Source organism: Tsukamurella tyrosinosolvens, assembly GCF_900104775.1.
GTDB classification, from domain to species: Bacteria; Actinomycetota; Actinomycetes; order Mycobacteriales; family Mycobacteriaceae; genus Tsukamurella; species Tsukamurella tyrosinosolvens.
In genome coordinates, this window is the sequence record NZ_FNSA01000003.1 from 2,738,249 (window position 1) to 2,756,306 (window position 18,058).

Here is an 18,058-nt window from a genome sequence, read left to right on the forward strand (position 1 = left end):
TTCTCAGCTCGACCGCTCGGTAGGTTCTCCCGCTCCGAGTACGCAGCCGCGCGCGCCGAGTTCGAAGGCGGATGACGCCGGCCGCGACGCGGCGCGCCGCAGGTCGGCATCTGCGGGCCCAGATGCGATCCTCCCGTCGAGGCGGTCGACTTCGCCCAGCCGATCAGCATGGCCGCCGACAAGCAGGGGCAGAAGCCCGACTTGGTCAGGCCCCACGAGAGGAAACCATGAGCGAGACCATCACCACGCGCATCACCGACGTCCGCAGGGCCAACTCCAGCCGCAGCCCACACAGCCCCGTCTTCGAGGTGGAGACCGCCGCAGGCACTTTCACGACGAAGGCCAACTCGCAGATCGGGTTCTCGATCGAGAACTCCGAGAACCGTCAGGGCGACGTCGTCCTGACCCTCGAGCGCGGCAGCATCGTCGCCTGTCGGGCCGCGTAGCCCGACTTCCCGTCCGATACAACCCACTCCGAGGAGGCCACGTGAGCGACCCTCTGTACATCGGCGCAGGCACCCCCGACATCGAAGGCGTCGACGAGCACGGCCCCTTCCTGCAGCAGCACATCTCTCCCTCACATGTCGCGCACTGCAGCTCCTGCGGGAGGCAGACACGCGTGGTCGTCATCCGCTCCCCGGAAACGGACGAGGAAGCCTGGTTCGGGCTGTGCTGCGATGCTCGAGGAGATGCTCTCCCCGAAGACGAGCGCTTCCCCTTCGGCCGCTGAGGGAGCACTTCTTCCGCACGCGCCGCGCTCCATCGTCAGGCCGGTATCCAGCTAGCTTGCCCGCCATGACGACCAACCAGAAGCTCCGATCGTTCCTCGCCGCCGGCACCGTCGCGGCGGCCCTGCTCACTCCGACGGCCACGGCGACCGCGGCGCCGGTTCCGACGGACCGCCCGTACGCGGTCCTCGACGTCGCGGCGCTCCCGCTGTCGGCCTCCGCCAAGTGGGCTCCCGTCATGGGCCACGACACCGTGGATGGCACCCTGCGCGGCATCACGCGCTGCTCGGTCGGCGGCAATCCCGCCGCGGCGGACCTCGACGCCCGAGCGAAGGCCAACTCCCCCACCTTCACGGCGTGGCTGCGGCCCGGTGGCGATTCCGGGGGCTGGTCGGGATCGGTCTCGGCGGCGGGATACGACGGGATCAACGCCTCGAGCTACGCTCTCGCGGCCTACAAGCGGTACCTCGACGCGTGCAAGACGACGCCGGAGCGCGCCGCCGAGGTCCACAACGGCGCGGTCGGTACTTCGGTGCTCGACCCGACCGAGGCACACGCTCTCATCGAGACCGGCGACGCCTGGCTCGAGGTCTTCGCGGTGGCGACCAACGACGCGATCGTCGAGACGGTCTTCACCCACCCGAAGGGCGGGCCTGTCGCGTTCGGCTACAACCCCGCGTCGGTCTTCGGCGCCCTCAAGCTCGCCGACATCGACGCGCTGGCCCGCAAGCTCTGACCGAAGCCGACAACCACGACGCCCCAGCTCGCATCTGCGCAGTTGGGGCGTCGTCCTCTACGCAGAACTCGAACGGACCACCTGCATGCTTGGATCGCACTTCTCCCTCGGCGCCACACCGACCTGCATGGAGGTCTGCTGGTCATGCAAGACGGCACTCGGCGACGAGTGGGAGACCGAGGTGCGCCTCACCTCCGAGAACCGATGCCACCGGTGCGGTATGCCGCCGGCGGCGGTGCGCATACGCAAACGCGCCGTCGACGGCTGATCCAGCAGCGGGCTGACACTCTCTGCCCATGACACCAACCGACTCGCGAGCGCGATGCGCCGGCCTCACACGTCGCGATCCGGCCGAGGGCATCTCGTGACCTCCCCGCACGCGTGGTCGACAGCAGCCACGGCCGACGTCGTCCGCGCACTCGAGAGCGCTCCCGCGCTCGCCGGCGCGCTCGCAGACGCCGGCGCCTTCTTCCGCTCCGGCGCGGTCGGCGACGCAGTGACGATCCTCGAGCAGCTCGTACGCTCCCGAGCCGACGAGTGCTGGCTGGATGCGCTCGACTTCGACGCCGTCAGCTGGCGCGAGATCCTGGAGGTCACCGCGACATGAGCGTTGTCACCGCGACCGTCTACAGCGGCACCGAGCTCTTCGACACCGTCAGCGGCACGGCCCAGGAGATCAAGAACTACCTGGGGCTCTACCCGGGCGCTCAGGCGGTTCCCTCGCCCGGAGACCAGCGCATGTACAAGGTCGACGACATCGTGATCTACGTCAGCGGACTCGCTGCCTGACCATCCCGCCGGCCGCGGTCACGCGCACGACGCGGCCGGACACTCGGCAGCGCGAATCACCCTGGCAGGGACCAACGACTGCGCGGCATCGCCGGTGAACACGAACGGGTGCGTCCCGGACTCCAGCAGGATCTGAGGTTCCGGTTGGAAGCATGGCCTCCGGTACGGCTCCGCCACGCGCCACAGTAGACAGCCCGGGCGCGCCGCCGATCGGACGATCACGTCGCCGGCACGAAAATCGTGGGCATCCACGACGTCGCAGGCGATCTGCTCGAGCTGTTCTACCAGACCCGCCGCGTCCGTCGATAGGGCCCAGGCGATCAGCCTCGGCGGCGTCCGCTGCCGCACCGCGTCGACCAGAGCACTGCGGGACTCGCGGGCGGATCGCGCCGCGCGCAGCGCGGCCGTAGCGGGGTACAGCATCTCCGGAAAGGTACTCGGCCAGAGCCGGACTCGCCACCTGCGTGACTGCGCCACCTGATCAAGGACGCGACACCTGCAGGTCACATGAGGTGCCAACTTCGCCTCCCTGTCTCCCGAAGAGGAGAGATGCGGCACGCGCGCCGCTTGCGTCGAGACGGCCGGCGGTCAGGCACACTGCGCGAGATCCGCACACCTTCCCGAACGGAGACCTCGATGAGCCTGTACCACTGCACGATCGCGCTCGACGGCGACAACAGGCAGGTCATCGTGCACTGGGACGACAACGATGCCAACACGCACATCGTCGCACCGATCACGATCGCCGCGTCCGAGCTCGACGAGGCGAAGCTGGTTCATCTGGTGGCCTCGATGGGGTTCCGCATGGTCTCGACGGGGTCGGACAACGTCGGCCGCGGGTGGGCGATCGTGGCACGGACGAACTCGAATCACCCGTTCTACGATCCGATCGCCCGCGAGTGGCGCGCGTTCCTCAGCGACGACCAGAAGGCCGCCATCCGCACGCAGTACCCAGACGCCACCGTGCCCGGCGTCCACTAGCTCTCAGGAACGGTCATGACGCGCGCGACTCACCCCTTCACTCTCACCCTCCCGGCGCTCGCCGGGTCCCGCCACCGCGTCCAGCGAATGCTCGACGACGTCCCAGCGGACCTGTCCGGCACGGCGGTTCGCCTCGACTGCTCCGGCCTGATCGCGGCGACACGCTCGTTCACCGACGAGCTCGTCGTCGAACTCCTGGTACGCCGGAACGCTGAATCCGTGCGCATCGGAGCGCTCGCGAATGCGGAGTTCCGTGAGTTCGCCGCCGAGGCGGGCGCAGCGCACGACCGTCAGGAGCGTGTCGTCCTCGACGCCCGCTGACCGAGCGCCGAGGACGCGACACCCACAGGTCAGATGCCCGGGGAATCCCAGTGCGGGACCGCGAGTCCTACGGCCAGCAGCGCCTCACGATCGACGGCGCGATGCCCGCCGCGCTCGTTGCTGATCGCGAAGGCGTCCTCGCCGAGGTGCTCGGGCCAGTACTCGATGATCGTGGTGTCGAAGCCGAACTCCCCGTGCACGGCCTTGGCGACCGACTCGGAGTTGTTGATCAGGCTCGTGTTGGCGTCGACCTGGGTGATGACCGCGTAGCGGGACCCGTTCGAGATCTCCCAGACCTCGGCGGGGTACCGGTGGGTCCCCACCGGCCCCTCCACCGTCAGGTCGCCCTGGTGAACGAGAACGGGTTTGGGGATGTTCGGGCCGGCCGTGGCAATGCTGATGATGGTGTCGGACATGGGTGGAGCTCCTTCGAGTCGGGTTGGTCGTTCCGACTATCAGTCTGCCGCAGAATCGGCCACCTTTTCTCGACGACTTTTCGGACCGTCAGGGACGCGACACGCGCAGGTCAACAGCACTGCTGGTGCGTCAGAACGCCTGCGGCGAGAGCACCCTACTCGGTCGAGCGCCAGCGGATGAGCGCCGCGAGTGCCGCCGTCTCGGCGCCCTTCTCGCTGCTGCGGTACCCGGACTCGACCACCGTCCCCGTGTTCTCTCCGAGCGAGCCGGCCGGGCCGTTCTCCAGCACTTGCCAGAACCACTGCCCGGGTTGCTCGAACGACGGCAGGATCGCCGCGCTGTACTTCTCCGTCGGCGTCACGGCTGCCCCTTTCCGGGCTGCTCCGGCGCCGCCTCAAGCTCCTCTTCGACCAGCTCGATCGCGTCAAGGAGTGCCCTGCGCTCGCCGGGAAGCATGTCGCCCACGAGACGTTGCACCTCCTCGCGGTCGGATTCCAGGGCCGCGATGATGAGCGACTCTTCGACGTACTTGCTCATTGGTCGGGGTCCTCCCTCTTGATGGTTCGGCTCAGTCCACAGGGTGGTCGTAGGACTGCCTCTTGGGGCACTTCTCGCGGCGAGCACGCAGTGCGGCGATGAAGCGCCCAGCGCGGTAGCGCTGGGCGAAGCCGATCGTCGGATCCTCGTCCAGCCGTCGTGCGAGCACATCGAGCACGTCCGGGAGCCGGCACTCGTTCAGCCCGGGCATCAGCTCGCCACCTTCCACCGGTCCGGGTGTTCACGATTGAGCTTCCGCAGCCTGGAGAGGGGCAGGTCTGTGGTGCCGGCTCCGATCGCTGCCTGGCACATGAACTCCCCTTGCCAGCAAGTCGCGGTCAGGCAGGCATCACACACGGTGACTGTGCGCTCAGGCATCGCGGTCCCCCTCACACAGCAGGACTTCGTCCGGCACGTAGAGGACGCGGGCCTCGCGCGGGTCGCCGTATAGCACGTCGTCGGACTGGAACGTGTCGTCGGTGCCGATGCGCCACCACGCACCATCCTGATCGTCGTCGGCGCGGATCCAGAGTGTGACGGCCGGGACGAGCCGCGGGTCGCGAGTCAGCACCACGGTGTCCTTGGGGAGTGCGTCGAGACCGGCTGGCGACAACTCGGTTCCCGCGCGCTCCGCGGCGGCACTCAGCTTCTTCATCACGTCGGCATCCAGGAGGAGGCTGTCATCCATCCCCAGCACCGCGGCAGCGTCTTGAAGAGCGATCTCGAGCATCTCCGCCGTCTGTGCGTGCTTTTCGCGCACCTCTGCGAGGGCCCGGTACAGGCGAGCGTTGTCGGCGTCGACCCCGATAGCCGGCGAGTGATCGTCGATTGCCGCTTGCACGGATCGAACGACGTGCTTCCATCCGCAGCTGACCGGGTCGTCATCGTGGTGGGTGTCGCACCGCGGGTGGGCGGCGAGCGCGCGGCGAACTCGGCGGAGGGCGATGCGGTCCTCGTCATCGCGCGAGGCGCTCGCCGACTCAACGGCGACAGCCAGGTCACTCAGCATCGCCCGCACCGGCAAGGGCAGCTCGCTGGATGCGGCCATGGACCGCGCATCCCCCGCAAGCTTGGCGGTGCACTCTGGATCGATCACGCCGCGTCCTCGACGAGCGCAAGATCCGCGGGATCCTCGAAATGGGTGCCGAGACCGTCCCAGGCTACGAGGATCTGACCTTCTCGGTTCGGTGTCCCGTTCACGACCGTGCCCGGCGGGTTCGGCGAGCTCGAGGCAACATCGAATCGGACACGGGTGTCGGTGGGGAACTTGTGATGGTCGGGCACGGGGCCTCCTCGAAGATGGTCGGGTCTAGGCGCGGTCACCGGGTGCCCGTGCCTTCGGGTGCGCGAGAGCAAGGCCTGCTGGTGCCTACCCAGTCGTCGGGTGCCTCGGGGTGGCGTTCGTGGACGAGCTGGTGTTCCGGCTGCAGCGCTCCGCATTCGGGGCACCGCTTGCCGGTCGTGGGGCACTCGGGCATGGCGTCTCCTCGGGGCGGGGTCGGGTCTATCGGCTGTGCTCCACCGGCGACGCGTCTGGCGCGATCGCCTCGGCGAGGGACTGCGCGAAGGCGGCGGCGTTGGGCCAGCCGTATTCACGCATGTCGCGCCCGTCGAACATCTCGCCGAGAGCGATGCGGGCTGCGTCGACGTTCACGAACCCTGCGATGTCTTCTCCGCCTTCGAGCACCTGGACGATGTACGCGGCCATAGTGTCGAGGTCTGGCCATCCGAGGTCGTGAGCGTTCTTGCCGAGCAAGTCGGCCTCCAGAGCTCGACGGGCGCGCTCGATGCTGCTGAGGGTCATTCCGCTGTCCCTTCCGGGGTGTGGGTGCTGGGCGCAGCTTTCGCCGCCGTGGTTTCGTGCAGCGAGTCGGGTGCAGACGCCCGCTGGTCTGCCAGCTCACTACGAAGCCTTTCGACCTCGCGTTCGGCGGCGTTCGCGCGGCGTCGCGCTCGGACCAACTCAGCGATGTCGTCTTCCCACGCATCGAGCGCACTGTCCACCGCGCTCTGGACGGACTGCGACGCCCCGATGCCGAACCCCTCCTCCGGCTCCACCGCGTGCCGCGCCTGCTCCAGCAGCGGGTTCTGCGCCACCGCTCCCTGCCCCTCGCACGGCTCCCAGTCGTACTCGTGCGCGCTGATCACCCAAACCTCACCGGTGTGCCAGGCGGCGGTACCGGTCCGGTGACAAATCGGGCAGGTCGAGATGCCCTGCCGCTTGCTCGAAAGGTGCCAGTGGTCAGCGCCCGGGCACCGGTACGGGTACAGCTGGTCGTACGTACGGCCGGCGGCCTCCACTTTCGCGCGGATCGCCTCGGCACCGGCGGTCGCGGCATCCTCGTCGGCGAACAGCGTCTTGGCGGGGTATCGGCAGGCGATGGGGTCAGTCGCGGTCACTGCGTCGCTCCCTGGTCGCCGGCTCGCAGCATGCAGTCATCGAGGTATTCGTCGATCGCTGCGTGGACGAGATCCGCGGACGGCTCCCCCGCGAGGATCGCCTGCGCGGCCTGTTCCAGCAGCTTGGAGTCGTGGCTACTCATGCGTGTCTCCTGTAGCGGTGTCGATCTGGACGCCGTAGTAGTCGAGCTTCCGGTCGCGCTGCTCGCGGCGGAACGGGCCGTCCAGCGTCCACGCTCCTTGGCGGCCGCGGATCTCCAGGCGCGTCAGCGTCTCGGCCAGCCGGGCGCGCAGCCACCAACGGGACTCGAAGACGCGCGCGGTGCCGGCGCGGCGGTCGATTGCGAGAAACACCCAGCCGCGTGGAGCGGTGAGGTGCCACCACGCAGTGCGGGTGACGATGCGGGCGGCGTATCGGATGCTCACGAGAAGAGCCTCCCCATCTGGTCGACGAAGTCGTGGCGGGCCTGGTTCTGGCGATCGAACCATTCCGCCCGTCGCTGCTAGTAGCGGTCGTGCATCGCGTCGCGTCGCTTCTGGATGTTGGCGGCGATGTCCCAGCCGAGAGGGTCGTACTCGGTGCAGTACGGGTTCACGAGGGCCAGCGTTTCGCGGTCCTCATCGGTGGCGGCCAGCCGCGGGCGCGGCTCGAGGAGCCGGTCGTGCAGACCCTGCATCTGGTCCCGGACCTCGCCTTGGAACGGGCTCACCGACAGGTGCAGGTGGTAGCGCAGTGTCGCCGCGGCGAGCGCGTTGAAGTTCGGGTCGAACATGTCGAGCAAGTAGTCGATCCCGGGCCCGGTATACCCGACCACCTCGGAGTACGTGCGCTGCTTCTCGTTGAGCTGCAGCATCAGGCTCCAGGGCAGCGGCAGTCGCGACTCGACCGAAAGGTCACGGTCGCCGGGCCGGCGCCAGTACGGCCGGCTGGACTTCTCGGTGGAGCGGCGCTCGCGCAGCTGGATCCTGGTTCGGCCGACCCGCAGGTACGCCCCGCGCGGGGAGCCGAACCCCTCACGAAGACCCGCCTCGATCTCCACGGTGAGCCGAAGCCGGCGCGCCCTACCCATCGCGGGCCACCTCCTGCGAGCCGCTGTTGGCGACGACCCGGAACAGCCGCGGGGCCCGGGCGTCTCCTCGCTGGAGGTCATGAGATGCCTCCAGCGAGGAGACTGAGCCCCACGAGCACTCCGAAGGCGAGCAGCAGCGCCGCGGTGTAGAGCGCGGCCTCGCGCCAGGTGCAGCGGTACATGTGGTGAAGGGTTGCTGTCAGTCCGCCGCATGGGAGGGCGAGCGCAGCGACGCCGGCCAGGATCTGCAGCGCGATCATCGGTTCCGCTCTCGGTTGTCGGATTGGCCGTTGTCGGGTCGGAGCGGTTCGGCACCGGGCTCGCGCACCAGTTGGAGCATGCCCGTGCGGAGGGAAGAGGTGATGCGTCCGTCCGCGACCGCCGAGTTGATGACGTACGAGACCACGGACGGCGACAATCCGGTGCGTCCAATGATCTCGGGTGCAACGTCATCGCGTCGCATCGTCCCGCCGTTGCTGGTCAGGATGGCGACCAGCTCGTCGATCAGGAGACGGAGAAGCTGCACGCGCGTGGGCTCCACGGCGTGCTCTTGCGGGGGCTGCGGAGCCGGGCAGCACTGCGGGCAGTCCTCGACGCACGCATCGTGGTAGTGCCGGCACACGCAGTCCATGCACTTGCGGCCGTCGCAGTTCGAGCATTCGTCCTGGGCCCGGTCCGCCGCTGGCGTGTCCGGCTCGTTGACGGGCTCGTCGACGAGCCGGACGTGCTCGATCGCCTTGTTCGGGTCCTGAGTCCGCCAGTCCGGCCAGGTGCGCTGTTCGTTGATCGCCTGCTTCGCCTTGATCGCGTCGATGATCTGCTGCGGCTCGTGGCCCGCGCGCATGGCTCCGTTGAGCGCCAGGAGCAGCAGGTCGGACCACTCGGTGATGTCGGTCGGGTCGCCGAGGATCTCCTTGAGCTCCTTGCGAATGTGGTCGAAAATCCCCTCCGTGCGGGCGCCGGGGCCGAAAGTCTCCAGGTTCCACGCAGTCATGTGCGCGAGGCAGGCGGCATCAAGTACAGCTGGACCAGTGTCGTTCTCAGGCATCGTCCACACCTCCCTTCTTGGTTGTGGTTCGGGCCTCGGCGCCGTGAGGGCCTGACCAGAACCGGATCTCGCTAAGGCCCCCGCTCGCGTGGTGCACGCGGCGCGCGGAACGATCGGCCGGCGCGAATCCGTGGTCATCAAGGAACTGCATCGCGGAGGCCTCGGCCATTCGCACTGCGTGCCCGTACCCCTCGACGCGAAGCAGCGTGTCGCGTGGTTGATCTCGTCGCCATGTCGCGCTGTGCCGGAGCTCGTCACGGAGCTCGCGCCAGTCACGGGCGTCGCCAAACAGCGGCAGTGCGGCGGTCATCCTCGCGCCGCTCTCGGCGGGCCGGCGAGCACCTCGACGCCGAGGGTCGGATCGAAGACGACATCCGCGAGTGAGTTCGCCCCGGACTCCCCGGTCCAGAGGATCGCCCGGCGCCGGCCCTCGGTCACGAGTTCGCCGACCAGCGGTTCGGCATCGCGGATCACTGCCCCGTCCGGAAGGCTCGACAGCGCCCGCATGTTCCGCGCGTACACACGCCCGTCCGGCATGACGGTCAAGGCATCGACGGGAAGGGTTGCGAGGTCGGGCATCTGAATCTCCTGGACAGCTGGGGGGTTGAGGGCTGCGTACAGGCTCGGGTGCCTGACTTCGCCCTCGTTCAGGCGGCGTGGGACAGCGCTGTCGCCAACGCTTCGGCGTCGGCGGCCAGTAGCGGGTTGGTGGTCTGCGAGGCGAACAGGCTCAGTGCGACCGCCGGGTCGCCCGAACGCAGGGCCTCGAGCATCAGAGTCAGCTCCGCGACGATCTGCTGCCGGCGCTGCGCCTCCTGGCGCAGCTGGCGGGGGCTGTCCGGGGAGTCGTGGTCGTAGAACCGGCCAGCGGTGCCTTCGACCAGGCCCGCCACGGTGAGCTCGGAGTAGGCGCTGGCGACCGCGGCGCGGGCCGTACCCAGATGCGCTCGCTCCTCACTGAGTCGCGATTCGATCAGTTCGCGCACGGCAGCGGCGTCCATCCCCGCGTACAGGCTCATCATGCGGGCTTCCAGGCGTCCAGCGACGCGGTCTCTTCGCCGCCCGAGTCGAGGGCGACGAGCAGGTCGAAGCTGGGACGGAGCACGACGCCGGTGTAGTTGGGGCTACCCGGTTTGCGGGTGACGCGGGCGCCCGGCGGGTAGAGGCCGTCGGTGCGGTAGAGGATCGCGTAGGCCTGGGCCCGCAGTTCGTCGCGCTGGGCGTCGGTGAGGTTCAGATCCATGTGGATGTTCTCCCTTCTGGTTGGTCGGTCAGCTGGCGTGCTGGGCGTCGTAGGTGGCGACAGCCGCGAGAATGCGCCGGCCAAGTGGTCCGTCGTGGCGCACGGCGCGGCTTCCGTAGTCGATGCCCTCGGGCAAGATGAGCCGGTAGCCGAGCTTGTTCGGCACGGTCACCGACCAGCGCCGGCCGCTCCCGGCTTCGCGGACGATCAGGTGCGACGAGCCGAGCGATTCGACGGTCAGGGGAAGCTCGCTCTGGTCAGCCATGCGCGCTCTCGCTCTCGAAAATGGAGACCGCACGAAGGATGCGCCGACCGGTCGGACCGTCCGTTGAGACTGCGCGGCCGGTTCCGCTGATGATCGCGCGCTCGCCGAGGATGTCGGACGGGCCGACCGTCCACCAGGCGCGCGAGGCCTCGTCCTGGACCTCGAGAAGCCCTTCGTCTGAGTGTGATACGCGGAGGTCAGGCATCGACACCTCGCTCGAGGGAACGGCGCGAGAGGCGCAGCCGCAAGGGGATGCGCGTCATGCCGGCACCTCCGCGGCGCACGCCTGGAGCGGATACTCTCGCGCGACGGCGACGACAAACTCGCGCTCGGGCCACCGCAGCGCGTACTTGCGGGTGAGGAACGTCGCGATCTGAACATCGTCTACGGGACTTCCGATTCGCCGCAGAGCGCCGCCGGCGCCGACGAGCGCTGGCAGGTAGCCGGTCCTGAGGCCGGCGAGCTCATCAGCCAGCACACGCGCCGCACAGGGCCACGCCTCGGTGCAGCTCAGGCAGTACGCGTCAGCACACTCTCCCGGGCCCCCGTGCGGGCAGTAGATGTTCGAGTCGGGGCACTGGAAGACGTGCTCGCGCTGAACCCGTTCGATGAGGGCGTGACCGACGTGCATCAGAGACCCCTGGACAGGATCTGGGCCAGCGCGAGGGAGAGCGGGAGCGCCGATCCCACCTCCCGGCCGCGATGCGCCGGCGAACCGAGCAGCGTGCGGAGCGCAGTCGCGAGATCCTCGTAAGGGCTTGCTCCCCCGTGGCTGGCAAGTGCGGTACGCATGCTTTCCTCCGTCTGCTGAATTCTCTATTTTAGAGACTATAGCGACGGGCGTTGCCGCGCAAGGCACACTCTCCCGCAGCTGGCATCAGCCGCGCCGGGCGCGGCACAGAGACGAGCACGTCTCCGCCACGACGATCGAACTGCGGTCCGACAGGTACTCGACGCTCCACTCGGCCGCGTGGTCGCGGACGATCGCCGAGACGAAGGTGATGTCGCAGACGATGCAAACACCGTCCGGGTCGATGCGGCCAGGCATCAGCGCGCCTCGTCGCGACTCGCTGCCCGCGTGCACGGGCTCGTCAACTGGCCCGCGTACGCCGTGTGTCCCCTGCCGCCGGAGACCGTGCGCGTGACCAACCGGTGCCGGCCGCTCACTCCCCCACACTCGGCGCACGTCCCACCGTCCGCGGAGTCGAGAAGGGTTCGCCCTGGTGTGTTCTCGGTGAGGGGCTTCACGCGGTCCACTCCTTCCTGTGCGCCGCGCAGGCGATCCCTGCGTCGACGAGGTACGGCTCCAGCGCCGGCCAGCGACAGAACCTCGCCCCGCACTGCCAGTAGGTGTAGACCGCCCAAGTCCGAGGGACGCGAGAGTCGACCGCCGTGCACTTGCAGCACGGGCACCGCCGTCGGTCCGCGGCATCCCATCGACTCGCGCGCAACGGGGAGCGTGTCGTGCCGGTCACCGCCGCAGCGCTTCCCGCTCCGCCGCCATGCGGGCGGCCCGGACCCTGTCGCCGGCGACTGCGCGCCGGCTGGCCCATCGCGATCGACAGCGGCGCCGAAAGGCGCCGTGCACACCGCACGGTCGAGTGAAGAGCCAGCGCGGCCGCGGCGTCACGACTTGCCTCGCCGGAGGCCGTCGAGCGCTGCGTTGAGCTGCTCCGCGTACAGTGCGTACTCGCGAGTGCCCTTGGGGAACTTGGGCACGAGGTGCTCGAGGGTCTGCTCATCGAGCCCGGAGAGTTCGTGCTCCTCGATGTAGCGGGCGCGGGCAGCTTCCGGAGTCAGGTACTCGTCGCTCATGGGGTTCCTCCTTGTCGGGGGCGGAAGCTAGTCGAGGTCCGCCTGGAGGTTGCCGTCGGCGACCTCCATGTCCAGCCATGCCTCGAATGTCGGGGCGACCGGGTCGCCTCGCGGTCGCGGAACCGCCCCTCAAGTGCGCCATCGTGCAGGCGCGCGCCGGTGTCCGGATCGCGGTAGTTCGTAGGCACGATGCCGGCCTAGAGGAGTCCGCGCTGGAGGGCTGCCTGCGCCATGTCCCAGCAGCTGTACATGCCACCCCGCGTGAACTCGCGGACCGCGGCCAGGATCTGGTCACGCGCCACGTCGCCGGAGCCGTAGATGTCGACCAGCTCATCGTGGTCGGCCGGGGAGACGTTGCTCTCGCGGTACAACTGGTACTGCTGCTCGGTGACGTCGCCGTAGTCGTCGGTGTAGATCGTCTGGTCGCTCATGCGCGGGATGATGCCGTGCGGGTGGGGCCATGGGCGTGCGTGGCGCGAAGCGAATACCCCAGATGGGCTGCACGGCGGGCGCGTGCCGACTGGCTACTCGCTCGCACCAAGTTCAGCCAGCTGCATGCGTAACGCGTCGCGTTCGCCTTCCACTGCGTCAAGGGCGTCGAGGGCATCCATCAACGAGCTCGCGGCAGCGGCGAGGTAGAGCGCGTTCGCCCGCCCGTAGTCGGAGCCGGTTGCACTCACTTCGGCGAGGGTGCGGGTGCGCTCGAAGCCTGCGACGGCGATGCGGTTGTCGCCCTGGGTGTCTTGGACAGGCACCCACTCCCCTGGCTCGGCGTGGGCGCGCAGCTGGCGCAGAGCAGCTCGTCGTGCGCGCGGGAACAGGTCCGAGCGCGTTTCGTCGATGGGCCCATTCACCGCTGACCGCCCGGTGTGGTGAGTCCGGCGAGCTCGCTCCGCACCTCGCCCTGCTCGTGCAGCCGTCTCAGTGTCCTCCGGATCTCGCTGAGGAACGACTTCGTCGGCGCCGCGATGGTGCCGTCCTCGCACCGCGCGATCACCGTGTCTACGAGCGCGTGCCAGTCGAGCGAGCCGTGTTCCTTGATGACTTCCAGAACCGCGCGGTCGAAGGTGGTGAGTGGTTCGCGGGTCACCACCGCCCAGCCCCCGCTCCGCCACTGCGTAGGCCGCTGCCAGATCGGCGCCGAGGGCGGCCACGACCACCACGGCTCCCCTGTTTCGGAGCGCCGACAGCCCCCGTGGAACCGCCGAACTCGACGGCGCCGCGGGTGGCGAGGCTGTCCGCGAGCTCGTTGCCCTCGTGGCCGGCGTGCCCCTTGACCCAGCGCCAGTCGACCGTGTGGGCGCCGGCGACGGCGTCGAGCCGGCGCCACAAGTCCTCGTTCTTCACCGCGCCACCGCTCGAGGTCTTCCATCCGCGGCGCTTCCAGCCGGCCAGCCACTCGGTGATGCCTTTGATCACGTACTGGCTGTCGGTGTGCAGGGTGACCGGGTGCTGCTCCGTGAGGGCCTCGAGTGCGGTGATCGCCCCGAGTAGCTCCATGCGATTGTTCGTGGTCGACGGGTCGCCGCCGTAGAGCTGCTTCTCGTGCTCGCCGAAGCGAAGCACCACGCCCCAGCCACCCGGTCCCGGATTGCCGTGGCAGGCACCGTCGGTGTAGATCGTGATCCCGCTCAGGGTGGCCTCGGTGGTGGTCATCAGTCGTCGCCTTCCATGTTCAGGGTCAGCCCCAGGTACAGCAGGTAGTGACCGTTCGCGTCGGGTTCGAGAGTGGAGTCGTAGCTGACGCCGGGCTCGGCGTACTTCTCGTGCCCGCCGCGGTACCGCTCGGCGATGGTGGCGACCCCGGCGTCGTCGAAGGTCAGAGTGTGGGACATCTCGTCGTCGAAGCGGTCGAGGTGCTCGGCCACCTCGACGAGGACTTCGGCTGTGACGATCGGACGTGCCCAGCCGTTCCACCGGTCGCCGTAGCCGACGGCCTCGTAGAGTTGCGGGTCGTCGTCCATGCTGAAGTAGAACCGGGGGACGGTCACGATCTCTCCTTGGTGTGGTCGGTCAGGAAGCAGGTCGGTCGAGCAGAGTGGGGCCGTGCAGGTGCTCGATCGCATCGAGCGCGAGCGTTCGTACGCTATCGCGGGTGGTGAGCGCGGCGATCTCCTGGAACACGACACGCGCGTCCGGGCCGCGTAGCGCTGCCTGGAGTGCTTCCACGTCCGCGATCGCGTTGGCGCGCACGCGCTCTTCGATGTTGTTGGCTGGCCGCTGCTTGCGCAAGGCGGCGTGAACGGCCGCGAGGTCGTCGGCGATGTCGTCGAGCGGGTTGCTCATGGCCGCTACGGATACTCGCGTGTGCCTCCGTCGGTCGAGGGCGGCGCGGGCGCCGCGGCGGCCTGCGCCGGGTGTCAGTCGGGGTCGTCCACCAGGAGGTCGACGCGATCCGTATTTCGAACGCGCAGGTCGAGGATGTCCGTTCGGATGAAGATCATGTCGCCGTGCCTCGAGGTCGACAAGATCGTCGCGTACCCGCTGGTTGCGGCCGCGCGATCGGTGACGGAGAGCGGACCGGTCGCGCAGTCCAGGAGCGGGACGAGGTCGATCAGGTCTCCCTCGCAGAGATCTGCGGGTTCGACGGCGCTGATCCGGCTCACTTCGGCTCCCGCACGTAGAGGTCACCTTCGACGTACTCGATGATGCTGCCGTCGGCGAGAGCGGTGGCCTTCCACCAGTAGTCGCCCTCGACCCAGGTGATCTCCCAGTGGTCGGATTCCGCGAGAACGTCGGCCAGTTGGGGGTCACCGCCAGACCCTGCGAAGAAGGCCTGGGCCCCCCGGTCTCCGTGGTCCTGGTTGGGACCGCGCTTGACTGCAGAGATGAGCTCGTCCGCGGTCCTCGCGCCGGAGGCTGCGTCGAGCGCCAGGCGGACCTGGTTCCAGAACTGGTCGTTGATCACAGGGCTCCTTCTCGTCAGAGGTTGTCGGGGTCGAAGATCACATCGTCGTCTTCTCGTACGAGAGCGGACGCGGTGATGGTGGTTGCCGCGGCGCCCAGTCTGTGCGTGAGTTCGGACATGCCGGCGTCGAGGGCGCTGGCGGCGCGGTCGGAGTCGAACTCGAAGGTGACGGCGATCAGCGCGGTGTCGCCGTCACCGGCGATCCAGGTGAGGCCGGGGTGGCGGGACGCCTCGGCGAGCTCGGCCAGATCGCCGTGCACGGATGCGGACAGGTACCAGCGGCTCATCGGTGTTCTCCTTCGTCGCCGCTCAGAGTCGGCGCATCATCGCGAGACGGAGCGCCTCGTCTTGGCGTTGCAGGTCGAGCAGGGCGTGGTCCTTGCCTTGTTCGAAGGCCATCGTGATCTGCTGTTCGGTGATGTCCTGGCGTATGCGGATCTCCCTATCCGGAAGGGAATCGAAGAACGTCACCGCCTCGCGGTCGACCCTCTCCGTCCAGTGCTGCTTGGTTTCGTCCTCGCTGCGGAGGAACTCGGGGAAGTACTCGGACACGTCGATCTCCTCACGGGTCAGTTCTGCTGGATGTGGGCGACGGCGTCGTCGAGGTTGTTCTGGGCGTCGGACCAGCTGGCGATCCGCGTCTCGGCCCAGCCGAGAGGGTCGGTTGTGCTGACCTCGACGAACGAGATCGAGTCGGCGCGTTCGGGGGCTCCGTAGGCGACAGCGTGGAGGATCTCGTCCTCGGTGGCGTTGCGCCATGACGCGGAGCGGTAGACCCCGAAGATGTCCCGGTCGGCGCTTGCTTCGGTCCACCCGTTCGCGCGTGCGGCCTGCTCCAGCTCATCCATCTTCATGCCGCCGGTGTACCGGACGCCGACGTGCGAGCGGTGCTCAGGCGCGCCTGCGCCTACAGCCACATCAGGTCCGCTATCGCGCGTGGATCGGTCGCCATGAGGTGGCTGAACTCGGTGACGCTGAGCCCCTTCTTCATGGCGCCGTCGAAGACCAACTTGGGCGACACGGCTCCGCACACGGTCTGCAGCGGCCCGTCGCACAGTCCGGCGATGACTGCGGCCTCGCTGGCGTGGGCCGCCCCCTCTGCTTTCAGCTCGGCGAGGGCTTGCGTGAAGGTCGGCATGGACTTCTCCTTGCGGTTCAGAGGTCGTCGGGGTCGTAGACGGCGCCGTCTTCCTCGCGGAGCAGCGCGGTGGGCTCGATCGTGTTGGCGGTGTCGCCGAACGCTCGGCGTAACGCGGCGCGTCCCTGGATCAGCACGCCCTGCATTGTCGCTGACTGCGCGAGGTAGCGGACGGACACGAGCGCTGAGCGGTCGTCGTTGCCTGCCTCCCACTGAAGCTCGTCACGGGCGTCGGTCCTGGCGCCGATCTCCTCGGCGGTAGGCCCGGTGACGAGCGCGGTGAGGTGCCACCAGTCGGGTCGGGGTCCTCCCATGATGTACTCCTCTGTCTAGGTGGTGGTCAGCGGCGCGATCCCGAGGATCCAGTCCGGCCCCAGGAGCTCGCGGTCGACGATCGCCACATCGCCGGCAGCCAGGACCGTGGTGAGCGTCGGCAGGTACAGCTCTCGGGGTGGAGTCGGGCTGTCCGTGTCGAGGATCCAGCAGGTGAAGCCCTGCCACTGAAAGGGCACGCCGAGCGGGGCGCGGGACGACAGGTCGGGAACGAACAGGTCCAGGCCGATGCGGCTGGGGCTGTATGCGCGGTTCTCGACCTCGAAATGCCCGTCGCGGCCGGCCACGTGAAGCGGCAGGCGGCCCCAGTCCGCGTTCCCGATCCGTTCCACCAGTTCGTCGAGTGTCACGCTCATCGGGCCAGCGCCTTCGCCAGATGCTCGAAGAAGTGCATCGCGTCACCGTTGTGGAAGTCGATGTCGACGAGGGTCTTCTTGATCTGCGCCTGCTCGGCCGGCGTCGTGTGCTTAGCCGTGTCGATCACGATGCTGAACGGGATCGAGTTCCAGCCCCACTCGGGACCTTCGACGTCGAAGCGGTGCTCGATGTCGAGGCCCTTCTCCTCGATGAATGTATCGATCCAGGTGTCGAATCCGGCCATCGTCAGTCCTCCACTCGGGTTGCTTCGTGGAAAGCGAGAAGCGCTTGCCCACCTCCGCCTATCCCGACGAGGAGGTGCTCCTCGTCGGTGGTCATGCGGAAACGCGGATCGATCTGGGGCTTCGGATCGCGCACCTCTTCAACGGTTCCGGTGTGGACCCTCCCGTCCGGCCAGAGAGCGAATCGAACACGGTCTCCAGGTGCGAAGAGCACTGCTGTCAGTCCTCCCAGGTGAGCTCGTCGAGGAAGGCGTCCGTGCCGGCACCCGTGCGGACCGAGCGCACCTCGAACATCCGCACGTCGCCCATGATTTCGTCGGCCGGGATCTCACGGACGATCTCGACCCTGCCCGCGATTGCCGCAGCCATCGGGTGCGCATCGGCGGGTGTGAACTGCGCGTACTCCGCCATGGTCAGGCTCCCTCTCGCACAGCGAAGTGCAGCGCGATGAGGAGCTGTTCCTGGGTGGGCACCTGCGGCCAAGCGCCGTCCAGCTCGCGGCTGGTCACGGCGTAGTCCGTGTGCTCGAGCACAGCCTGCCAGAGAGTTGCGAAGGTGGTGCCGTCCAGGATGATCGAGTAGGCGTCGTTCCAGGTGTCCTGAGACTGGTGGTTGATCACGGCGCTGAGGCGGGAGCGGATGGCGAACGACAAGGGCCCGAAGGCGTTCGTTCCCTTGTCCAGATCGTCCAGGACCTGCTGGCGCTGCTCTTCGGTCAGCGAGGGCATGC

The 18,058-nt window shown here is 68.4% G+C and carries 47 protein-coding genes; 7 read left to right on the plus strand and 40 right to left on the minus strand.

Features of this window, described 5'->3' with window-relative positions:
* The first annotated feature begins 227 nt into the window (after positions 1-227).
* The 5 genes from BLW32_RS15160 (at position 228) to BLW32_RS15185 (ending at position 2,253) form a co-directional block, all read left to right on the plus strand.
* Positions 228-446, plus strand: coding sequence for a hypothetical protein (locus BLW32_RS15160; RefSeq protein ID WP_068742906.1), 219 nt, complete (start codon positions 228-230; stop codon positions 444-446).
* Between the two features lie 41 nt (positions 447-487).
* A complete protein-coding gene (locus tag BLW32_RS15165) occupies positions 488-730 on the plus strand; it encodes a hypothetical protein (protein ID WP_068742905.1) in 243 nt (80 codons plus the stop codon).
* A 65-nt stretch (positions 731-795) separates the two neighbouring features.
* Positions 796-1,464 carry a hypothetical protein gene (locus BLW32_RS15170; RefSeq protein WP_068742904.1) on the plus strand — a complete coding sequence of 223 codons (669 nt, stop codon included), beginning with the start codon at positions 796-798 and terminating at the stop codon, positions 1,462-1,464.
* A 364-nt stretch (positions 1,465-1,828) separates the two neighbouring features.
* Positions 1,829-2,071 carry a hypothetical protein gene (locus BLW32_RS15180; RefSeq protein ID WP_068742903.1) on the plus strand — a complete coding sequence of 81 codons (243 nt, stop codon included), beginning with the start codon at positions 1,829-1,831 and terminating at the stop codon, positions 2,069-2,071.
* Positions 2,068-2,253, plus strand: coding sequence for a hypothetical protein (locus BLW32_RS15185; protein ID WP_068742902.1), 186 nt, complete (start codon positions 2,068-2,070; stop codon positions 2,251-2,253). The genes BLW32_RS15180 and BLW32_RS15185 overlap by 4 nt, the downstream gene beginning before the upstream one ends.
* Before the next feature lie 18 nt (positions 2,254-2,271).
* On the opposite strand, the gene BLW32_RS15190 is transcribed toward BLW32_RS15185, so the two are convergent.
* Positions 2,272-2,676: a hypothetical protein gene (locus tag BLW32_RS15190; RefSeq protein WP_068742901.1), complete on the minus strand. Its 405-nt coding sequence runs from the start codon at positions 2,674-2,676 to the stop codon at positions 2,272-2,274.
* 213 nt (positions 2,677-2,889) lie between these two features.
* Here BLW32_RS15190 and BLW32_RS15195 point away from each other — a divergent pair, with 213 nt between their 5' ends.
* On the plus strand, positions 2,890-3,234 hold the full coding sequence (locus tag BLW32_RS15195) for a hypothetical protein (protein WP_068742900.1): 345 nt from the start codon (positions 2,890-2,892) through the stop codon (positions 3,232-3,234).
* 15 nt (positions 3,235-3,249) lie between these two features.
* The gene (locus tag BLW32_RS15200; RefSeq protein WP_068742899.1) at positions 3,250-3,555 is read left to right on the plus strand and encodes a hypothetical protein; all 306 of its coding nucleotides are present in this window, start codon (positions 3,250-3,252) and stop codon (positions 3,553-3,555) included.
* Between the two features lie 29 nt (positions 3,556-3,584).
* Here BLW32_RS15200 and BLW32_RS15205 read toward each other — a convergent pair whose 3' ends face one another.
* The 39 genes from BLW32_RS15205 to BLW32_RS15390 all read right to left on the minus strand — a co-directional run bounded on the left by BLW32_RS15205 (position 3,585) and on the right by BLW32_RS15390 (position 18,056).
* The gene (locus BLW32_RS15205) at positions 3,585-3,971 is read right to left on the minus strand and encodes a hypothetical protein (RefSeq protein WP_068742898.1); all 387 of its coding nucleotides are present in this window, start codon (positions 3,969-3,971) and stop codon (positions 3,585-3,587) included.
* Between the two features lie 155 nt (positions 3,972-4,126).
* Entirely contained in the window at positions 4,127-4,333 is a 207-nt protein-coding gene (locus tag BLW32_RS15210) for a hypothetical protein (protein WP_068742897.1), read from the minus strand.
* Complete coding sequence (locus BLW32_RS15215) at positions 4,330-4,509, minus strand: hypothetical protein (RefSeq protein WP_068742896.1); 180 nt, start codon at positions 4,507-4,509, stop codon at positions 4,330-4,332. The genes BLW32_RS15210 and BLW32_RS15215 overlap by 4 nt, the downstream gene beginning before the upstream one ends.
* A 31-nt stretch (positions 4,510-4,540) precedes the next feature.
* Entirely contained in the window at positions 4,541-4,720 is a 180-nt protein-coding gene (locus BLW32_RS15220) for a hypothetical protein (protein ID WP_068742895.1), read from the minus strand.
* Positions 4,721-4,879: 159 nt separating this feature from the next.
* Positions 4,880-5,557, minus strand: coding sequence for a hypothetical protein (locus tag BLW32_RS15225; RefSeq protein ID WP_139286191.1), 678 nt, complete (start codon positions 5,555-5,557; stop codon positions 4,880-4,882).
* A gap of 44 nt (positions 5,558-5,601) precedes the next feature.
* On the minus strand, positions 5,602-5,793 hold the full coding sequence (locus BLW32_RS15230) for a hypothetical protein (protein ID WP_068742893.1): 192 nt from the start codon (positions 5,791-5,793) through the stop codon (positions 5,602-5,604).
* Positions 5,794-6,013: 220 nt separating this feature from the next.
* Positions 6,014-6,313 carry a hypothetical protein gene (locus tag BLW32_RS15235; RefSeq protein WP_068742892.1) on the minus strand — a complete coding sequence of 100 codons (300 nt, stop codon included), beginning with the start codon at positions 6,311-6,313 and terminating at the stop codon, positions 6,014-6,016.
* Positions 6,310-6,909 carry a hypothetical protein gene (locus BLW32_RS27675; RefSeq protein ID WP_068742891.1) on the minus strand — a complete coding sequence of 200 codons (600 nt, stop codon included), beginning with the start codon at positions 6,907-6,909 and terminating at the stop codon, positions 6,310-6,312. Before BLW32_RS27675 ends, BLW32_RS15235 begins: the two co-directional genes overlap by 4 nt.
* The gene (locus BLW32_RS27680) at positions 6,906-7,052 is read right to left on the minus strand and encodes a hypothetical protein (protein WP_156486443.1); all 147 of its coding nucleotides are present in this window, start codon (positions 7,050-7,052) and stop codon (positions 6,906-6,908) included. Before BLW32_RS27680 ends, BLW32_RS27675 begins: the two co-directional genes overlap by 4 nt.
* A complete protein-coding gene (locus tag BLW32_RS15245) occupies positions 7,045-7,335 on the minus strand; it encodes a hypothetical protein (protein WP_068742890.1) in 291 nt (96 codons plus the stop codon). The genes BLW32_RS27680 and BLW32_RS15245 overlap by 8 nt, the downstream gene beginning before the upstream one ends.
* A gap of 77 nt (positions 7,336-7,412) precedes the next feature.
* The gene (locus BLW32_RS15250; protein ID WP_139286192.1) at positions 7,413-7,979 is read right to left on the minus strand and encodes a hypothetical protein; all 567 of its coding nucleotides are present in this window, start codon (positions 7,977-7,979) and stop codon (positions 7,413-7,415) included.
* Between the two features lie 77 nt (positions 7,980-8,056).
* The gene (locus BLW32_RS15255) at positions 8,057-8,239 is read right to left on the minus strand and encodes a hypothetical protein (protein WP_068742888.1); all 183 of its coding nucleotides are present in this window, start codon (positions 8,237-8,239) and stop codon (positions 8,057-8,059) included.
* Positions 8,236-8,973 (minus strand): dATP/dGTP pyrophosphohydrolase domain-containing protein, encoded by a 738-nt coding sequence (locus BLW32_RS15260; protein WP_074850595.1) that lies wholly within the window; start codon positions 8,971-8,973, stop codon positions 8,236-8,238. Before BLW32_RS15260 ends, BLW32_RS15255 begins: the two co-directional genes overlap by 4 nt.
* Positions 8,974-9,019: 46 nt before the next feature.
* Positions 9,020-9,337 (minus strand): hypothetical protein, encoded by a 318-nt coding sequence (locus BLW32_RS15265; protein ID WP_068742887.1) that lies wholly within the window; start codon positions 9,335-9,337, stop codon positions 9,020-9,022.
* The gene (locus BLW32_RS15270) at positions 9,334-9,606 is read right to left on the minus strand and encodes a hypothetical protein (RefSeq protein ID WP_074850598.1); all 273 of its coding nucleotides are present in this window, start codon (positions 9,604-9,606) and stop codon (positions 9,334-9,336) included. Before BLW32_RS15270 ends, BLW32_RS15265 begins: the two co-directional genes overlap by 4 nt.
* 68 nt (positions 9,607-9,674) lie before the next feature.
* Complete coding sequence (locus BLW32_RS15275) at positions 9,675-10,049, minus strand: hypothetical protein (RefSeq protein ID WP_139286193.1); 375 nt, start codon at positions 10,047-10,049, stop codon at positions 9,675-9,677.
* Positions 10,046-10,270 carry a hypothetical protein gene (locus BLW32_RS15280; protein WP_068742884.1) on the minus strand — a complete coding sequence of 75 codons (225 nt, stop codon included), beginning with the start codon at positions 10,268-10,270 and terminating at the stop codon, positions 10,046-10,048. Before BLW32_RS15280 ends, BLW32_RS15275 begins: the two co-directional genes overlap by 4 nt.
* Before the next feature lie 28 nt (positions 10,271-10,298).
* Positions 10,299-10,535 (minus strand): hypothetical protein, encoded by a 237-nt coding sequence (locus BLW32_RS15285; protein ID WP_068742883.1) that lies wholly within the window; start codon positions 10,533-10,535, stop codon positions 10,299-10,301.
* Between the two features lie 259 nt (positions 10,536-10,794).
* Complete coding sequence (locus tag BLW32_RS15295; protein ID WP_068742881.1) at positions 10,795-11,166, minus strand: hypothetical protein; 372 nt, start codon at positions 11,164-11,166, stop codon at positions 10,795-10,797.
* Positions 11,166-11,327, minus strand: a complete 162-nt coding sequence (locus BLW32_RS27685; RefSeq protein WP_156486442.1) for a hypothetical protein — start codon at positions 11,325-11,327, stop codon at positions 11,166-11,168. The genes BLW32_RS15295 and BLW32_RS27685 overlap by 1 nt, the downstream gene beginning before the upstream one ends.
* Before the next feature lie 85 nt (positions 11,328-11,412).
* The gene (locus tag BLW32_RS27690; protein WP_156486441.1) at positions 11,413-11,583 is read right to left on the minus strand and encodes a hypothetical protein; all 171 of its coding nucleotides are present in this window, start codon (positions 11,581-11,583) and stop codon (positions 11,413-11,415) included.
* A 578-nt stretch (positions 11,584-12,161) separates the two neighbouring features.
* Entirely contained in the window at positions 12,162-12,350 is a 189-nt protein-coding gene (locus BLW32_RS15305) for a hypothetical protein (protein ID WP_068742880.1), read from the minus strand.
* Positions 12,351-12,547: 197 nt separating this feature from the next.
* Complete coding sequence (locus BLW32_RS15310; protein ID WP_068742879.1) at positions 12,548-12,781, minus strand: hypothetical protein; 234 nt, start codon at positions 12,779-12,781, stop codon at positions 12,548-12,550.
* Between the two features lie 93 nt (positions 12,782-12,874).
* Positions 12,875-13,204, minus strand: coding sequence for a hypothetical protein (locus BLW32_RS15315; RefSeq protein ID WP_139286194.1), 330 nt, complete (start codon positions 13,202-13,204; stop codon positions 12,875-12,877).
* Positions 13,201-13,440 carry a hypothetical protein gene (locus BLW32_RS15320; RefSeq protein WP_139286195.1) on the minus strand — a complete coding sequence of 80 codons (240 nt, stop codon included), beginning with the start codon at positions 13,438-13,440 and terminating at the stop codon, positions 13,201-13,203. The genes BLW32_RS15315 and BLW32_RS15320 overlap by 4 nt, the downstream gene beginning before the upstream one ends.
* Positions 13,437-14,006 (minus strand): ribonuclease HI, encoded by a 570-nt coding sequence (rnhA, locus tag BLW32_RS15325; protein ID WP_074850604.1) that lies wholly within the window; start codon positions 14,004-14,006, stop codon positions 13,437-13,439. The genes BLW32_RS15320 and rnhA overlap by 4 nt, the downstream gene beginning before the upstream one ends.
* Positions 14,006-14,341, minus strand: coding sequence for a hypothetical protein (locus BLW32_RS15330; protein ID WP_068742876.1), 336 nt, complete (start codon positions 14,339-14,341; stop codon positions 14,006-14,008). The genes rnhA and BLW32_RS15330 overlap by 1 nt, the downstream gene beginning before the upstream one ends.
* A 22-nt stretch (positions 14,342-14,363) precedes the next feature.
* Positions 14,364-14,636, minus strand: coding sequence for a hypothetical protein (locus tag BLW32_RS15335; RefSeq protein ID WP_068742875.1), 273 nt, complete (start codon positions 14,634-14,636; stop codon positions 14,364-14,366).
* Between the two features lie 74 nt (positions 14,637-14,710).
* On the minus strand, positions 14,711-14,956 hold the full coding sequence (locus tag BLW32_RS15340; protein ID WP_068742874.1) for a hypothetical protein: 246 nt from the start codon (positions 14,954-14,956) through the stop codon (positions 14,711-14,713).
* Positions 14,953-15,258 (minus strand): hypothetical protein, encoded by a 306-nt coding sequence (locus BLW32_RS15345; protein WP_068742873.1) that lies wholly within the window; start codon positions 15,256-15,258, stop codon positions 14,953-14,955. Before BLW32_RS15345 ends, BLW32_RS15340 begins: the two co-directional genes overlap by 4 nt.
* A gap of 14 nt (positions 15,259-15,272) precedes the next feature.
* The gene (locus BLW32_RS15350; RefSeq protein ID WP_068742872.1) at positions 15,273-15,545 is read right to left on the minus strand and encodes a hypothetical protein; all 273 of its coding nucleotides are present in this window, start codon (positions 15,543-15,545) and stop codon (positions 15,273-15,275) included.
* 22 nt (positions 15,546-15,567) lie between these two features.
* On the minus strand, positions 15,568-15,810 hold the full coding sequence (locus tag BLW32_RS15355; RefSeq protein ID WP_068742871.1) for a hypothetical protein: 243 nt from the start codon (positions 15,808-15,810) through the stop codon (positions 15,568-15,570).
* Between the two features lie 17 nt (positions 15,811-15,827).
* Positions 15,828-16,175 carry a hypothetical protein gene (locus BLW32_RS15360; protein ID WP_068742870.1) on the minus strand — a complete coding sequence of 116 codons (348 nt, stop codon included), beginning with the start codon at positions 16,173-16,175 and terminating at the stop codon, positions 15,828-15,830.
* Positions 16,166-16,396 carry a hypothetical protein gene (locus tag BLW32_RS15365; protein ID WP_068742869.1) on the minus strand — a complete coding sequence of 77 codons (231 nt, stop codon included), beginning with the start codon at positions 16,394-16,396 and terminating at the stop codon, positions 16,166-16,168. The genes BLW32_RS15360 and BLW32_RS15365 overlap by 10 nt, the downstream gene beginning before the upstream one ends.
* Positions 16,397-16,413: 17 nt before the next feature.
* Entirely contained in the window at positions 16,414-16,710 is a 297-nt protein-coding gene (locus BLW32_RS15370) for a hypothetical protein (protein WP_068742868.1), read from the minus strand.
* A 15-nt stretch (positions 16,711-16,725) separates the two neighbouring features.
* Entirely contained in the window at positions 16,726-17,085 is a 360-nt protein-coding gene (locus tag BLW32_RS15375) for a hypothetical protein (RefSeq protein WP_139286196.1), read from the minus strand.
* On the minus strand, positions 17,082-17,330 hold the full coding sequence (locus BLW32_RS15380) for a hypothetical protein (protein ID WP_068742866.1): 249 nt from the start codon (positions 17,328-17,330) through the stop codon (positions 17,082-17,084). Before BLW32_RS15380 ends, BLW32_RS15375 begins: the two co-directional genes overlap by 4 nt.
* Positions 17,331-17,547: 217 nt before the next feature.
* Positions 17,548-17,739, minus strand: a complete 192-nt coding sequence (locus tag BLW32_RS15385; RefSeq protein ID WP_068742865.1) for a hypothetical protein — start codon at positions 17,737-17,739, stop codon at positions 17,548-17,550.
* A 2-nt stretch (positions 17,740-17,741) separates the two neighbouring features.
* Entirely contained in the window at positions 17,742-18,056 is a 315-nt protein-coding gene (locus BLW32_RS15390) for a hypothetical protein (protein ID WP_068742864.1), read from the minus strand.
* Positions 18,057-18,058 lie beyond the last annotated feature (2 nt).